Source organism: Vibrio sp. Vb2131 (assembly GCF_033338535.1).
GTDB classification, from domain to species: domain Bacteria; phylum Pseudomonadota; class Gammaproteobacteria; order Enterobacterales; family Vibrionaceae; genus Vibrio; species Vibrio alginolyticus.
This window is the reverse complement of the sequence record NZ_JAWOSW010000007.1, coordinates 122,429-138,779: the sequence shown is the minus strand read 5'-3', so window position 1 is coordinate 138,779 and position 16,351 is coordinate 122,429. Positions and strand designations below refer to the sequence as shown.

Below are 16,351 nucleotides of genomic sequence, written 5' to 3'. Positions count from 1 at the left end.
CGGAGACAACACATGTTTGAACCGATGATGGAAATGTCTGACGATGCAGTAATCAAGGTCGTTGGGGTTGGTGGCGGCGGTGGTAACGCCGTTGAACACATGGTGCGTGAATCCATCGAAGGTGTGGAATTCATCAGCGTCAACACTGATGCGCAAGCACTTCGTAAGACAAGCGTTGGCAATGTAATTCAGATCGGTGGTGATATCACTAAAGGTCTGGGTGCAGGTGCTAATCCACAGGTTGGCCGTGACGCAGCTCTCGAAGACAGAGATCGAATTAAAGATTCCCTGACTGGCGCCGATATGGTGTTTATCGCAGCTGGTATGGGTGGCGGTACCGGTACTGGTGCAGCGCCTGTTATTGCTGAAGTGGCTAAAGAGCTTGGCATTCTAACAGTAGCGGTAGTAACTAAACCGTTTAGTTTTGAAGGTAAAAAGCGTTTGGCATTTGCTGAGCAAGGTATCGATGAGCTCTCTAAGCATGTTGACTCTTTGATCACGATTCCAAACGAAAAGCTACTTAAAGTACTTGGTCGTGGTGTAACACTACTAGAAGCTTTTGCAAGCGCTAACGATGTTCTTAAGAATGCCGTTCAAGGTATTGCTGAGCTAATTACTCGCCCTGGCATGATCAACGTCGACTTTGCGGACGTAAGAACTGTAATGTCTGAAATGGGTCACGCAATGATGGGTAGCGGCATCGCCAAAGGTGAAGACCGTGCTGAAGAAGCGGCTGAAATGGCAATTTCTAGCCCACTTCTGGAAGACATCGATCTAGCGGGCGCTCGTGGTGTTCTTGTCAATATTACTGCTGGTCTGGATATGCGTCTTGACGAGTTTGAGACGGTTGGTAATACAGTGAAGGCATTCGCTTCTGACAATGCGACTGTTGTTATCGGTACTTCTCTAGACCCTGATATGACTGACGAAATCCGCGTAACAGTTGTAGCGACAGGTATTGGTAATGAGAAAAAGCCAGATATCACGCTAGTTGCGGGTGGTAAAGCTAAAGTGGCACCGACGCCGCAAGCTCAACCACAGCAACAAGCAGCGGCAACGCAAGCTGAAGAAAAACCGGCACAGACTTTGCAGAATAATCAAGTGCAAGAGAAGCCACAGGTAACTCCTCAGCCGACAAACACTGCTCCTTCTTCTCCAGCTTCGTCGAGCCAAAGTTCTGCGGCTCCAAAGCAAGAAAAGGAAAGTGGTTATTTAGACATACCGGCATTTTTGCGTCGTCAGGCTGATTAATCTTTAACCCATAAATTTGACATGGCTCAAAATTATGGTAGCATTCACGGTCGACGTTACAGACGGCCGTGTTTTGTAGCAAATTTTTGAGAGGCAAGCAGATGATCAGACAACGTACTCTGAAAGAAATAGTGAAAACAACTGGTGTGGGTCTCCACTCTGGTCGTAAAGTCACACTTACTCTGCGCCCGGCTGCTGCAAATACAGGTATCATTTACCGTCGTACAGATGTAAATCCACCTGTAGATTTTCCAGCTGATCCAGCTTCGGTTCGTGACACCATGCTTTGTACTGCATTGGTAAACGATGAAGGTGTGCGTATTTCAACTGTTGAGCACTTGAATGCGGCACTTGCTGGTATGGGCATCGATAACATTATTGTCGAAGTAGACGCACCTGAAATTCCGATCATGGATGGTAGTGCAAGCCCATTTGTATACTTGCTACAACAAGCAGGTATCGAAACGCAAAATGCGCCAAAACGCTTCATCCGTATCAAAAAGCCAGTTCGTTTTGAAGATGGTGATAAATGGGCAGAATTTGTACCATTTAACGGCTTCCGTATGGACTTCGAAATTGAGTTTAATCACCCAGCGATTGAATCAGACGAGCAACGTTTGCTGTTTGATTTCTCGTCAAAAGGCTTTGTTCGTGAGATTTCTCGAGCACGTACGTTTGGCTTTATGCGTGATATCGAATATCTACAATCTCAAAACCTAGTTTTGGGTGGTAGTTTTGACAATGCTATCGTTTTGGATGATTACCGTATTCTTAATGAAGAAGGTCTACGCTTTGAAAATGAGTTTGTGACTCACAAAGTGTTGGATGCGATTGGTGACCTTTACATGTGTGGCCACCCAATCATTGGTGAATTCCGTGCCTTTAAATCTGGCCACGGTTTAAATAACCAACTGTTACGTGCTGTTCTTGCAGATCAGGAAGCGTGGGAGTGGACTACATTCGAAGAAGAAGTCGGCTCACCAGTAGCATTCGCAGAACCAAATATGGTGCTTGCGTAAATACTTGGCATTAGAATTAATAAAAAAACCAGGCTTATGCCTGGTTTTTTGCTATTTGGCTTTAATCCTGGATTTATCAATAACATTCAAGCTTTCAGCATATTGAAATAACGTTCACTTACGATCTTCCTTTTCTGCCATATCGGCTAATCGTTTTAAACGCTCTTGAATTTTCGGTGGCGCCATGTCGGCAATCGTCATTAATGACTTTGCTGCAGATTCGGTTAGTGGTGGACGCTTAGGTCTGTCGCCTTGTTGAAAGCGGTTTCGATATAGTGAAGGATTGATCCTCACTTCAACGCTCATCAGCTTGGCAAAGCCTTGAGTACGAAGTTTATTTAGGATCATGAGGCGATCGTAATCGATCTTCATTTTGATCGCGGCACTAGAGACATCGATCAATAGATGGCCGTTACGAACATTCGCTACTCGGCAATGATCGGCCGTCCCCGTGGGTAAGACCTCTTGCAAAGCTTGGTTAAGCTGTAAGATTTCTCCAGCATGTTCTTGAATCTGCTTGAACTGTGACTCAGCAATAACATCTTCAGTCGAGGTTGGACGGTGATCACGCATAGGTAAAATCTAATTTTGTTGAGATATAGCTATTCTAGAGCAGCTTTCTATCAAGGTATAGTTTACATTAACGTCTTTAGCTTCAGTTTTACAATGTAGCAAGGTAAAAAGCAAAGTTTGCTCTGGATGGATTACACATATTGCGGTATGCAATATCGGCTAATCAGTCACCACTTTAAGTAAAAACTTCAGAGTGCTTCAAACAAATACGTCTATTTATGGTTGTATCGATTAAAAATCCTTACACTAAGCCACATTGTTTCAAAACTTAGCCTTGAAATATGGATGTTTGAACTCAATATCTTTGATAAATGATTTATCTCAGTATTCTTAGTTCCAAACTGGCAGAGACTGAAGGCATTATGAGTAGATCGGGAACGGTCTGAATAAAGAGAGATTCACGAAAAATGATAACTAAGCTACTGACAAAAGTGATTGGCAGTCGCAACGACCGAACACTGCGCCGCCTTAGAAAAATTGTAAAAGAAATTAATAACTATGAGCCAACATTCGAGGCTCTAAGTGACGAAGAGCTAAAAGCAAAGACGGTTGAATTCCGTGAGCGCCTAGAGAAGGGTGAAACTCTTGATAAACTACTTCCAGAAGCTTTTGCTACGGTTCGTGAAGCATCTAAGCGTGTCTACGGTATGCGCCACTTCGACGTCCAGCTTATCGGTGGTATGGTTCTAAATGCGGGTCAAATCGCTGAAATGCGTACGGGTGAAGGTAAAACGCTGACGGCAACGCTTCCTGCTTACCTAAATGCCCTAGCTGGTAAAGGCGTTCATATTGTAACAGTGAACGATTATCTAGCTAAACGTGATGCAGAGACAAACCGCCCTCTATTTGAATTTTTAGGTATGACTGTTGGCGTAAACGTGCCAAACATGCCTCCTCAAGAGAAAAAAGAAGCGTACCAAGCTGACATTCTATACGGAACCAACAATGAATTTGGTTTTGACTACCTTCGTGACAATATGGCTTTCCGTAGCGAAGATCGCGTACAACGTGAACGCTTCTTTGCAGTTGTCGATGAGGTGGACTCAATCCTAATTGATGAAGCTCGTACCCCTTTAATCATTTCTGGTCCTGCTGAAGATAGCTCTGAGCTATACACCCGAATCAACCTTTTGATCCCGCATCTTAAAAAGCAAGACAAAGAAGACTCTGAAGAATATCGTGGTGATGGTCACTACACTGTTGATGAGAAATCAAAGCAAGTATACCTCACAGAAACGGGCCAAGAGTACGTTGAAGAACTGTTGGTGAAAAATGGTCTTATGGAAGAGGGTGACACACTTTACTCTCCGACTAACATCAGCATGTTACATCACGTGAATGCCGCTTTGCGTGCTCATGTGTTGTTTGAGCGCAACGTTGATTACATCGTTACTGACGAAGGTGAAGTAGTAATTGTTGATGAACATACTGGTCGTACAATGCCAGGTCGTCGTTGGTCTGAAGGTCTTCACCAAGCAGTAGAAGCGAAAGAAGGCGTTAAGATTCAAAACGAAAACCAAACTTTGGCTTCGATTACCTTCCAGAACTACTTCCGCTTATACGAAAAACTGTCTGGTATGACAGGTACTGCGGATACTGAAGCGTTTGAGTTCCAATCTATTTATGGCTTGGAAACGGTGGTTATCCCAACCAACAAACCAATGATTCGTAACGATATGCCGGATGTGGTGTACCGTACCGAAGCTGAGAAGTTTGCTGCAATCATTGAAGATATCAAAGAGCGCGTTGCGAAAGGTCAGCCAACATTGGTTGGTACAGTATCGATTGAAAAATCAGAACTTCTTTCTAACGCATTGAAGAAAGCGAAGATCAAACACAACGTATTGAATGCGAAATTCCATGAAAAGGAAGCGGAAATTGTTGCTGAAGCAGGTATGCCTGGTGCGGTAACTATCGCGACCAACATGGCCGGTCGTGGTACGGATATTGTGCTTGGCGGTAGTTGGCAATCAAAAGTGGAAGCTTTGGAGAACCCAACTCAAGAACAAATCGATGCGATTAAAGCAGAGTGGAAAGTGGTACATGATCAAGTACTAGATGCTGGTGGTCTACACATCATTGGTACTGAGCGCCACGAATCTCGCCGTATTGATAACCAGCTACGTGGTCGTTCTGGTCGTCAAGGAGATGCAGGTTCATCTCGCTTCTACCTATCTATGGAAGACTCTTTGTTACGTATTTTCACTTCTGATCGTATGGCGAGCCTTATCCAAAGTGGTATGGAAGAAGGTGAAGCAATTGAATCGAAAATGCTTTCTCGCTCAATTGAAAAAGCACAGCGCAAAGTGGAAGGTCGTAACTTTGATATCCGTAAGCAGCTACTAGAATACGATGATGTGGCGAACGATCAGCGTAAGGTTGTCTACGAGCTGCGCGACGAATTGATGAACGTTGAAGACATCAGCGGTATGATCGAGCAAAACCGTGAAGATGTGCTAACCGCGGTTATTGATGAGTACATCCCGCCACAATCACTAGAAGATATGTGGGACGTTGAAGGTCTGCAAGAGCGCTTGAAAGCAGACTTCGATCTTGATGCGCCAGTGAAGCAATGGCTTGAAGAAGACGATAAGCTTTACGAAGAGGCGCTACGCGAGAAGATCATCAATCTAGCCGTTGAAGTGTACAAAGAGAAAGAGGAAGTGGTGGGTGCCCAAGTGCTTCGTAACTTCGAGAAATCGGTTATGCTTCAAACTCTGGATACGCTTTGGAAAGAGCACTTGGCAGCAATGGATCACTTGCGTCAGGGTATTCACTTACGCGGCTATGCGCAGAAGAACCCGAAACAGGAATACAAGCGTGAATCGTTTGAACTGTTTGAAGGTCTACTAGAAGCGCTGAAAACTGATGTGATTACTGTTCTATCTCGCGTTCGAGTTCAGCAACAAGAAGAAGTTGAACGTATGGAAGAGCAACGTCGTGCGCAAGCTGAAGAGGCCGCTCGTCGTGCTCAAGCGCAACACGCAGCAGCACAAAACCCTCTTTCTGAAGGTGAAGAATCTGAAGAAGGTTCAAGTCAGCCAATGGTACGTGATGAACGCAAAGTAGGTCGCAATGAGCCTTGCCCTTGTGGTAGTGGTAAGAAGTATAAACAGTGCCACGGCAAAATCGACTAACGTATTAGTCAGATAATTTTTTAAAGAGTCGCCTAGGCGGCTCTTTTTTTAAGCAAATTCTGTGGCTGTCGAATTTCATAAGTTTTGATAGCATCGGATAGTTTTAGAGATTCAAAGACCGTTGAAGTGTAACGGCTTGAGAGTTAGGAACCCCTATGAAAAGAATTCACATAGTCGCGGCTATTATTTTTAACCAAGACAAATCAAAAATTTTTATTACAAAGCGTCCAGACGACAAGCATAAAGGCGGGTTTTGGGAGTTTCCCGGCGGGAAAGTCGAGTCAGGAGAAAGTATTGAACATGCTCTAGCAAGAGAACTTGAAGAAGAAGTAGGAATTGAAGTTACTGAGCAAGCCCTTTTCGAGCATTTGGAATATGACTATCCAGACAAATCACTTAAGTTTGATTTTATTACGGTATCTAAGTTCAGTAATGAGCCTTACGGCCGAGAAGGTCAAGAAGGTCGCTGGGTTGAGATAAGAGAATTGGGTAACTATGCCTTTCCTGAAGCGAACGTGCCTATCTTGGAGCGTGTCGTAAAAGAGTTCGCTTAAGCCTGATGAACTTGCTTGTGGTAACCACGGTATGTTGTTAGTTTAAACAGATTAAGCGAAACGAGAGAACGAGAGCAAACCTCGTTATCCAGAGAAGGAGAGAAAGCGCAATGGTTCGTATTGCAATCGCAGGAGCAGCAGGCCGAATGGGCCGTAATTTGGTTAAAGCTTCACACCTTAACCCAGAGGCGACAGTGAGCGCGGGATCAGAACGACCTGAGTCCTCACTTGTCGGTGTCGATATCGGTGAACTTTGTGGTGAAGGCAAATTCGATGTGTTCTTAACGGATGATCTTGCTAAAGACGTCGATAATTTTGATGTAATCATCGATTTTACTGCCCCAGTAAGTACGTTGGCGAATCTTGAACTGTGTAAGAAGCATGGAAAGAGTATTGTGATTGGGACGACTGGTTTCAGTGATGCAGAGCGTGAACTGATTGACGAAGCCGCTAAGCAAGTGCCTGTTGTCATGGCTCCTAACTACTCTGTTGGTGTGAACCTAGTATTTAAGCTTCTTGAGAAAGCAGCCAAAGTGATGGGCGACTACTGTGATGTTGAGATTGTCGAAGCACATCATCGTCATAAAGTTGATGCTCCTTCTGGTACCGCTATCGGGATGGGCGAAGCCATTGCTGGTGCGATGGGCAACAAGCTGAATGATGTAGCTGTCTATGCGCGAGAAGGTATCACAGGTGAACGTACTAAAGATGAGATCGGCTTTGCTACAATTCGCGCTGGCGATATTGTCGGTGAGCACACAGCCATGTTTGCTGATATCGGGGAACGAGTGGAGATAACGCACAAAGCGACCGATCGTATGACGTTTGCTAATGGCGCCGTCAAGGCCGCTGTTTGGTTGAGTGCCAAACCAGCGGGCTTTTATACCATGACAGATGTTTTGGGATTGAATGAACTCTAAATACATAATTATTCGCCGGCGGTAGCCGGCTTTTTTATATCTATAGAATTATTTGTAAATGAAATGATTCTAACAGAAAGTATTTTGGTGCTTACTTTTGTTGTTGTTTTGGTTGTTTTGTGGGTATTTTTAGTTTTGATGTCTAAAAACTAATGTCTTTTCTGTTGGGTGAACGTTTGCGTGAAAAACTCATACTTTTTTGTGATCTCTAAAAAGTTCAAATTTGTAAAATTCATTAAACCTCTATGCCTCTCTATTTAATAGCATGTAAAAGTTATCTTTTTGGGCCTTACTGATTCAAAATGACCTTACTCGCTAGAAATTAATCATTTATTTTTGATTGTAGGTTGACAGGTTTCGAGTCCAACTTTAGAATACCGCCAATTTGTCTGAAATACCTATTTATGTAGATTTTATAGGTAAAGGAAGGCATGTTTGCAGTTTGATTTATTTTTTTTGCATTTTTATTCTGGAGGTTGTCTTGGGTAAATTAGCACTGTTGGTCCTAGAAGATGGGACAGTGTTCCGCGGAGTGTCCATAGGGGCAGATGGTCTTTCCGTTGGTGAAGTCGTTTTTAATACCTCGATGACGGGGTATCAAGAAATCCTCACTGATCCTTCCTATTCTCAGCAAATCGTCACTCTCACTTATCCTCACATTGGCAATACCGGAACCACTTCCGAAGATGAAGAATCCTCTTCCATTCATGCACAAGGCCTTGTGATTCGCGATCTTCCTCTAATCGCTTCTAACTTCCGTAACGAACAATCCCTCTCTGATTATCTTAAGTCGCAAAATATCGTTGGCATCGCTGATATCGATACTCGTAAGCTCACTCGTATCCTGCGTGAAAAAGGTGCTCAAAACGGCTGTATTGTTGCGGGCAACAACCTAGACGAAGCTTTGGCACTAGCGAAAGCAAAAGAATTCCCAGGCTTAAAAGGAATGGACCTTGCGAAAGAAGTTACAACAAAAGAAGCGTATCAATGGAAGCAAGGTTCGTGGACGCTTGAAGGTGGACTTCCAGAGGCGAAAGATGACAGCGAGCTGCCATACCACGTTGTCGCTTACGACTTCGGCGCAAAACGCAACATCTTACGAATGTTGGTTGACCGCGGCTGCCGCTTAACGGTTGTACCTGCAGAAACGTCAGCGGAAGAAGTTCTGGCACTAAATCCAGATGGCGTATTCTTATCGAACGGCCCTGGTGACCCAGAACCATGTACTTACGCGATTGAAGCAACCAAAGTGTTCCTAGAAAAAGGCTTGCCAATTTTTGGTATTTGTCTAGGTCACCAAATTCTGGCGCTAGCATCAGGTGCGCAAACGGTGAAAATGAAGTTTGGTCACCACGGTGCAAACCACCCAGTAAAAGATTTAGAGCGTAACGTTGTGATGATCACTTCGCAAAACCACGGCTTTGCGGCAGATGAAGCAACGTTACCGGAAAACTTACGTGCTACTCACGTATCGCTATTTGATGGCTCTTTGCAAGGTATCCACCGCACAGACAAGCCAGCATTTAGCTTCCAAGGTCACCCAGAAGCGAGCCCAGGTCCACATGACGCGGCACCGCTATTTGACCACTTTATCGAACTAATCAAAAAACACAGCGCTTAATTCGGAGTAGTAGATAATGCCAAAACGTACTGACATTCAAAGTATTCTAATTCTTGGTGCTGGTCCGATTGTTATCGGTCAGGCATGTGAGTTTGACTACTCTGGCGCACAAGCGTGTAAAGCTCTTCGCGAAGAAGGCTACCGAGTTATCCTGGTTAACTCTAACCCAGCAACCATCATGACTGACCCAGAGATGGCAGATGCGACTTACATTGAGCCGATTCAGTGGGAAGTTGTACGCAAGATCATCGAGAAAGAACGTCCTGATGCAGTTCTGCCAACTATGGGTGGTCAGACAGCACTTAACTGTGCGTTAGATTTAGAGAAGCACGGCGTTCTCGCAGAGTTTGGCGTAGAGATGATTGGTGCAACGGCTGATGCAATCGACAAAGCGGAAGACCGTTCTCGTTTTGATAAAGCGATGAAGTCTATCGGCCTTGAGTGTCCTCGCGCAGATACAGCGAAGAGCATGGAAGAAGCTTACAAAGTTTTAGATATGGTTGGCTTCCCTTGTATCATTCGTCCATCGTTCACCATGGGTGGCACTGGTGGTGGTATCGCGTACAACAAAGAAGAGTTCGAAGAAATCTGTCGTCGCGGTCTGGACTTATCTCCGACCAACGAACTTCTTATCGATGAGTCACTAATCGGTTGGAAAGAGTACGAAATGGAAGTCGTTCGTGACAAAGCGGACAACTGTATCATCGTATGTTCAATCGAGAACTTTGACCCAATGGGTATCCATACGGGCGACTCAATCACGGTTGCTCCAGCACAAACACTGACTGACAAAGAATACCAGCTTATGCGTAATGCATCGCTAGCCGTTCTACGTGAGATTGGTGTTGAAACAGGTGGTTCAAACGTACAGTTTGGTATCAACCCGAAAGATGGTCGTATGGTCATCATCGAGATGAACCCACGTGTATCTCGCTCTTCTGCGCTAGCATCAAAAGCAACAGGCTTCCCAATCGCGAAAATTGCCGCGAAACTGGCTGTTGGCTTTACGCTAGACGAACTACAAAACGACATCACAGGTGGTGCAACACCTGCGTCATTTGAACCAACTATCGACTACGTCGTAACTAAGATCCCTCGCTTTAACTTCGAGAAATTTGCTGGTGCAAACGATCGTCTGACAACTCAGATGAAATCGGTTGGTGAGGTAATGGCGATTGGTCGTAACCAACAAGAATCTCTTCACAAAGCACTGCGTGGCCTAGAAGTTGGCGCAACTGGTTTTGATGAGATGGTCGATCTGGAAGCGCCAGATGCACTGACTAAGATTCGTCACGAACTTAAAGAAGCAGGTGCAGAGCGTATCTGGTACATCGCCGATGCATTCCGAGCGGGTATGTCAGTCGACGGTGTGTTCAACTTGACTCAAATCGACCGCTGGTTCCTGGTTCAAATCGAAGAAATTGTAAAACTCGAAGAACAAGTCAAGGCGGGCGGCTACGCAGGTTTGACCAAAGAAGTGCTTCGTCAGATGAAACGCAAAGGCTTCTCTGATGCTCGCTTGTCTAAATTGCTTGGTGTCGCTGAAAGTGAAATTCGCCGTGCTCGTGAGCAGTTTGATATTCATCCGGTTTACAAACGTGTGGATACATGTGCAGCAGAGTTTTCTTCTGACACGGCTTACATGTACTCATCTTACGATGAAGAATGTGAAGCAAACCCAACAGACAAAGATAAGATCATGGTTCTTGGTGGCGGTCCAAACCGTATCGGCCAAGGTATCGAATTCGATTACTGTTGTGTTCATGCATCACTTGCGCTGCGTGAAGACGGTTACGAAACCATTATGGTTAACTGTAACCCAGAAACGGTATCTACTGACTACGATACGTCTGATCGTCTGTACTTCGAGCCAGTAACTCTGGAAGATGTACTGTCTATCGCTCGCGTTGAAAAACCAAAAGGTGTGATTGTTCAGTACGGTGGTCAAACGCCACTTAAACTGGCTCGTGCTCTAGAAGCGGCTGGTGTGCCAATCATTGGTACTAGCCCAGATGCTATCGACCGTGCGGAAGACCGTGAACGCTTCCAAGCCGCTGTTGACCGTTTAGGTCTACTTCAGCCAGAAAACGCGACAGTAACAACGATGGAGCAAGCGGTTGAGAAATCGAAAGAAATTGGCTTCCCATTAGTTGTTCGTCCATCTTATGTACTCGGTGGTCGTGCGATGGAAATCGTATACGACGAGCAAGACCTGCGTCGCTACTTCAACGAAGCAGTAAGCGTATCGAACGAGTCTCCAGTTCTGCTAGACCGTTTCTTGGATGATGCAACCGAAGTTGATATTGATGCTATCTGTGACGGTGAACGCGTCGTTATCGGCGGTATCATGGAGCACATCGAACAAGCGGGTGTTCACTCTGGTGACTCTGCATGTTCACTGCCTGCATACACGCTAAGTCAGGAAATTCAAGACAAGATGCGTGAGCAAGTTGAGAAGTTAGCATTCGAACTCGGTGTGCGCGGTTTGATGAACACGCAGTTTGCTGTGAAAGATAACGACGTTTATCTAATTGAAGTGAACCCTCGTGCTGCTCGTACGGTACCATTCGTATCGAAAGCGACAGGCGCTCCTCTAGCGAAAATCGCTGCACGTGTAATGGCGGGTCAATCTCTAGAGTCACAAGGCTTTACTAAAGAGATTATCCCTCCTTACTACTCAGTGAAAGAAGTGGTTCTGCCGTTCAACAAATTCCCTGGTGTTGACCCTCTATTGGGCCCTGAAATGCGCTCAACAGGTGAAGTAATGGGTGTGGGTGCAACGTTCGCAGAAGCTTACGCGAAAGCAGAGCTAGGTTGTGGTGCGGTTTATCCTGAAGGTGGTCGTGCGCTACTGTCTGTACGTGAAGGTGATAAAGAGCGTGTTGTTGACCTAGCTTCTAAGTTAGTGAAACTGGGTTACCAGTTGGATGCGACACACGGTACAGCTGTAATTCTGGGCGAAGCGGGTATTAACCCACGTTTGGTAAACAAAGTACACGAAGGTCGTCCACACATTCTTGACCGCATCAAGAACAACGAATACACCTACATCGTAAACACGGCTGCTGGTCGTCAAGCGATTGAAGATTCGAAAGTTCTACGCCGTGGTGCACTGGCTGAAAAAGTGAACTACACAACGACACTGAATGCAGCGTTCGCTACATGTATGTCTCATACTGCAGACGCAAAAGCGTCAGTAACTTCGGTTCAAGAGTTACACGCTAAAGTGAAAGCGAGTCTAGACGCGTAACAGATAAAAATCAGTAAGCTCATTAATCAGGGCTTACATGACAACCTCATTGCCCGCTCATTTGAGCGGGCTTTTTTATATCGAGGTTTTTCTAAAATGAAGAGCATTAAAGTGTGCTAGGAACGATTGGTATGCTTCGCTTTTGAAGATCATTAAGCTAATGATGGCAAGCAATGTACCCAAAGATGAAGAAATAGTACTACCATTTGCTACAACAAAATTAATGCTGCAAGTGAGAATGATAAAAGAGATAGTAAGTAAGTTTATTTTTGCAGCAACACTTAATCCTTTGCTTATTGTCAGAATGTTTGGAATGCATACAACAACAACCGTAATAGCTCCCAATGTAAGGAGGTAAGTATCTAGAGCAATGTGTTGAGTGAAAGAAAACCAGTCATTCCAAATGCTTAAGCTAATAGCCAGACCAATAGTCAATGCCAAGTATAAACATATACTTAGTGAGATGTTTGCTATGCTAATTGATTTAGTATTCAACTTTCAATTCCTCATAGATTCCAATAGCAAGATTTCTTAACTCTCCCGAATAACCGCTTCCTACTATGCTAATTGAGCCTCCAATTGCATCTAGAAGCTGATGAGAAATGGATGCGGATATTGTTGCTTGTGAATACCTCTTAGGAATTTCTCCTGACAACATTAGCTGTTTACGAGCTTTATTCGAAATGCTCGGAAGGTTTTTACGGATGATTTCTTTAGTTAATCTTGTTCTTTCTTGTCTGTTTAAGCCTTTTAGAATCTCGGGAACGCCTTTCTTAGTGGTTTGCTTAAGAGATTGAACCATTTTTATCGTTTGATATCCACTAGCGCCCGCTCCAGCTAAGGAGATGTAATCTAAAGCTTTAGTTGTATTTTGATACCACTCATTACTGTCTATATCCGATAATTTGTCTGGTGATTTAGATACCATACGGGTTCTTGCTACTCCAATAGCACATTGAGCTGTGGCAGCAACAGTAGCGGCGTGTGAGATATAGGACATAGTTACGCCCACAGGACCACTTACTGGTATTGTTAGCCCCGAACCAACTACCCCAATCCAGCCAATCGCTGCACCAATACAGCTAATGCTCGCTGATAGAAGCTCTTGATTGAATCTTGATTTTGACTCTTCCTGTTTTATTTTTTTTGCAAATTCTTGAGATGATTGTAATTTTATCGGTTCTCGTAGAATGATAAAGGTAGGATTGATATGGCATGTGGATTTAAAGTCTCTTAAGCGTACAACGGTGAATTTGTTATCAATATAAATTACACCCGCACCGCTAGTCTCTGGTTTAGCGTCAATAACGCTGAATAGCTGATTAATATTCACTATCTGTTCGATTTTTAAGCGTAATTGCTGTTCTTTTATTGATGGTCGAGTCAGTAAGGCTTCCATTATTTTCGTTTTTTATCAGATTAAATATTTCCTATTAAGACAGCATTTTCTTTTTCTATCAAAATATTAAGAGGCTCTTGAGGTGAGGCTCTATATTTGGATGTAATTGATATTTTTAATGTATCATTCTCTAGATTTATTAACTGATGAAAATTAGGAATAGATTGGTGTCTTGACTTTCCATTGGTAGTTTTGTGAATAAGTGCTACCGTTTCTTCCTCTTTGATACCTCTTCAAAAAGGAAGTGTAGTGGAAATCACGGTTGAAATTTTGTTGGCCTTATTTTTGGTTGCGACTGCCGCAGGCTTTATTGATGCGATGGCTGGTGGGGGAGGGCTCATTACGCTCCCTGCGCTTTTGGCTGCGGGGTTGAGTCCGACTCAAGCTCTAGCGACCAATAAGTTACAAAGTTCGTTTGGCAGTTTCTCTGCTAGCTGGTATTTCGTGCGTAACGGTATTGTTAGCTTAAAGGAAATGCGTTTTGCGATACTCTGCACTTTTATAGGCGCTGCAATCGGTGCCGAGGCTGTGCAGTTTATTGATGCTAGCGTACTCACCAGTTTGATCCCTGTTCTTTTGATAGCCATTTCCCTCTATTTTTTACTCGCGCCAAGTACGCGAAAAATCGATGGAGAACCAAAGTTATCTGAAGCGATGTTTGCGCTATGCATTGGTGGCGGGATCGGTTTCTATGATGGCTTTTTTGGCCCTGGGACTGGATCTATTTTTACTGTTTGTTTTGTTGCACTAGGTCACTTTTCTTTGGTCGAAGCCACAGCTAGAACCAAAATCCTCAATTTCACGTCAAACATAGCGGCACTACTCTTTTTTATCTTAGCTGGGTTGCCAGTGTGGAAGCTTGGCTTAACTATGGCTGTTGGCGGTTTTCTTGGTGCTCAGTTAGGGGCGAAGGTCGTGGTAAGTAAAGGGCAAAAATGGATTCGTCCTCTAGTTATAGTGATGTCGATGCTTATGGCAACGAAACTTCTTTGGCAACAACATCAGCAATGGATTCTGTCAGTGCTTTAACTCGTTCGCTACGATATGTGCTGTGACGTAAGCAGATATGTATTGGTCGAACTAACTGATCTAGCTCTTCAAAGTCATAGCAGAACTTAGATGTGATATTAAGTGTCGTTAGGATAGATTTAGGGATTAAAGCGGGAGCCATACCTCCCAAAGCCAGTTGTGCTGCCGCAGTATACGAATCCATTTCCATCAAAGGTTCGATTCCGTGTTTGGATAAAATAGCTTGTTGATATGTGTTGGCAGGGTTAGTTAGGTCATTGGTCAAAATAGCTTTAGGTAGTTGTGAAAGTGAATGTCGACTGACAATTGAGAAAGGTTCATCGGCGAGGTGAAGGCTCATTAATCCATGATGAGGTGGCAGATAGCCAGCGCAAAATCCCAATGTTGCTTTGCCTGATTTCACATTCTCAATAATGCGTGGCGTATGATTGGTCGATATTCGTATGTACTGATCATGGGCAAAGTGTTCTGCCATGATCATGCTGAGGTATCCAGCGACTAAGGTTTCAGAGCAGTCTATCTTGATCAAAGAAGTATCTTCTATTTGTTGTTGATCATAGATCTGACCTCTTAACTCATTGAACGTTGGCTCGATCGTGTTGATGAGCGCAAGGCCATCGGAGGTCAGCTTTATGTGCCGACCATTTGGCTCTATCAATTTTTTTCCTAACTTCTTCTCTAGATTTGAAATACGTTTACTCACGGCAGATTGACTAATATAGAGTTGACTGCCTGTGCGGCTCATGGTTTTTTCTTTACTGAGGACAAGTAACGTTTCAATACCTTCAAGCAACATAATGATTAATGAAAGTTAGGAATGGTTGAGATAATTTAGCGAATTGCCCAAGAATTGGCGAATCAAATGAGCATAAATGAGAGGAGCCGACACTTGGTTGACTCCATGATGAGTGATGTTGTTGGTGTTTAACGGTTAATGGCGAAAGTTGGCAGGGATAGATGCCAACGAATCGCACCGAGACGTATAATGAGCGTTGAGATTACACCAGCGAGTAAAGCCGTTGAGTGGTCATAACCCATGTTTACCGCCATCGTATGGAAGATGCCGCCAATAATACATGCCGTAGCATAGACTTCACTTCTTAATACCATAGGAACTTCGCGAGCCAGCACGTCTCGTATAATGCCACCGCCACAGCCAGTAATAACTCCCATTATCACCGCGACCATCCCAGATGCATTGTAGGCGAGTGCCTTTTCTACTCCTATTCCCACAAATACAGCGAGACCGATGGCATCACAAACGGGTAATACCCACCATGAGAGTCGCTTGGGTCTTCGAATAACAAGCATGGTTAGTAGACACGTAACAAATATCACCCATAAGTAAGTCGTATCTGTTATCCAAAATACGGGAGTGGCACCAAGCGCCATGTCTCGGATTGTTCCGCCACCTATAGCAGTCACACTGCCGAGCACGATAACGCCGAATGGATCCATTTTTAAACGGCCCGCCAGTAATACGCCAGAGATAGCGAAAACAGCGGTACCGAACAAATCGATCATATAAAGCAGCATGGAGTCCATGTTACTTAGTACCTTTAAATAGTGTGAGAAAAAATGGGCGGAAATTGTACGGT

The 16,351-nt window shown here is 44.2% G+C and carries 13 protein-coding genes; 8 read left to right on the top strand and 5 right to left on the bottom strand.

Annotated features, from left to right (window positions below):
- Positions 1-12 precede the first annotated feature (12 nt).
- Together ftsZ and lpxC are read left to right on the top strand one after the other, a co-directional pair.
- Positions 13-1,251, top strand: a complete 1,239-nt coding sequence (ftsZ, locus tag R7E38_RS10295) for a cell division protein FtsZ (protein WP_017633617.1) — start codon at positions 13-15, stop codon at positions 1,249-1,251.
- Between the two features lie 101 nt (positions 1,252-1,352).
- The gene (lpxC, locus tag R7E38_RS10290; protein ID WP_025768410.1) at positions 1,353-2,270 is read left to right on the top strand and encodes a UDP-3-O-acyl-N-acetylglucosamine deacetylase; all 918 of its coding nucleotides are present in this window, start codon (positions 1,353-1,355) and stop codon (positions 2,268-2,270) included.
- 114 nt (positions 2,271-2,384) lie between these two features.
- Here the strand turns inward: lpxC and R7E38_RS10285 are convergent, their stop codons facing one another.
- Positions 2,385-2,843, bottom strand: coding sequence for a DUF721 domain-containing protein (locus R7E38_RS10285; protein WP_025768411.1), 459 nt, complete (start codon positions 2,841-2,843; stop codon positions 2,385-2,387).
- 407 nt (positions 2,844-3,250) lie between these two features.
- Here R7E38_RS10285 and secA point away from each other — a divergent pair, with 407 nt between their 5' ends.
- The 5 genes from secA to carB all read left to right on the top strand — a co-directional run bounded on the left by secA (position 3,251) and on the right by carB (position 12,325).
- Positions 3,251-5,980, top strand: coding sequence for a preprotein translocase subunit SecA (gene secA, locus R7E38_RS10280; RefSeq protein ID WP_005387389.1), 2,730 nt, complete (start codon positions 3,251-3,253; stop codon positions 5,978-5,980).
- Positions 5,981-6,135: 155 nt separating this feature from the next.
- Positions 6,136-6,534, top strand: a complete 399-nt coding sequence (gene mutT, locus R7E38_RS10275) for an 8-oxo-dGTP diphosphatase MutT (RefSeq protein WP_005387387.1) — start codon at positions 6,136-6,138, stop codon at positions 6,532-6,534.
- 110 nt (positions 6,535-6,644) lie between these two features.
- The gene (dapB, locus tag R7E38_RS10270; protein WP_005381860.1) at positions 6,645-7,454 is read left to right on the top strand and encodes a 4-hydroxy-tetrahydrodipicolinate reductase; all 810 of its coding nucleotides are present in this window, start codon (positions 6,645-6,647) and stop codon (positions 7,452-7,454) included.
- 481 nt (positions 7,455-7,935) lie between these two features.
- Complete coding sequence (gene carA / locus R7E38_RS10265) at positions 7,936-9,075, top strand: glutamine-hydrolyzing carbamoyl-phosphate synthase small subunit (protein WP_017821483.1); 1,140 nt, start codon at positions 7,936-7,938, stop codon at positions 9,073-9,075.
- Between the two features lie 16 nt (positions 9,076-9,091).
- Complete coding sequence (gene carB / locus R7E38_RS10260) at positions 9,092-12,325, top strand: carbamoyl-phosphate synthase large subunit (protein WP_005381854.1); 3,234 nt, start codon at positions 9,092-9,094, stop codon at positions 12,323-12,325.
- Positions 12,326-12,400: 75 nt separating this feature from the next.
- Here the strand turns inward: carB and R7E38_RS10255 are convergent, their stop codons facing one another.
- Both R7E38_RS10255 and R7E38_RS10250 read right to left on the bottom strand, forming a co-directional pair.
- Positions 12,401-12,820 carry a hypothetical protein gene (locus tag R7E38_RS10255; protein ID WP_155396149.1) on the bottom strand — a complete coding sequence of 140 codons (420 nt, stop codon included), beginning with the start codon at positions 12,818-12,820 and terminating at the stop codon, positions 12,401-12,403.
- On the bottom strand, positions 12,810-13,724 hold the full coding sequence (locus R7E38_RS10250; protein ID WP_025768414.1) for a hypothetical protein: 915 nt from the start codon (positions 13,722-13,724) through the stop codon (positions 12,810-12,812). Before R7E38_RS10250 ends, R7E38_RS10255 begins: the two co-directional genes overlap by 11 nt.
- A gap of 249 nt (positions 13,725-13,973) precedes the next feature.
- Here R7E38_RS10250 and R7E38_RS10245 point away from each other — a divergent pair, with 249 nt between their 5' ends.
- Complete coding sequence (locus R7E38_RS10245) at positions 13,974-14,753, top strand: TSUP family transporter (RefSeq protein ID WP_017821480.1); 780 nt, start codon at positions 13,974-13,976, stop codon at positions 14,751-14,753.
- Here the strand turns inward: R7E38_RS10245 and R7E38_RS10240 are convergent.
- Together R7E38_RS10240 and R7E38_RS10235 are read right to left on the bottom strand one after the other, a co-directional pair.
- On the bottom strand, positions 14,695-15,549 hold the full coding sequence (locus tag R7E38_RS10240; protein ID WP_017821479.1) for a LysR family transcriptional regulator: 855 nt from the start codon (positions 15,547-15,549) through the stop codon (positions 14,695-14,697). The genes R7E38_RS10245 and R7E38_RS10240 overlap by 59 nt on opposite strands.
- Before the next feature lie 128 nt (positions 15,550-15,677).
- Entirely contained in the window at positions 15,678-16,298 is a 621-nt protein-coding gene (locus R7E38_RS10235; RefSeq protein ID WP_005387377.1) for a TRIC cation channel family protein, read from the bottom strand.
- Positions 16,299-16,351 lie beyond the last annotated feature (53 nt).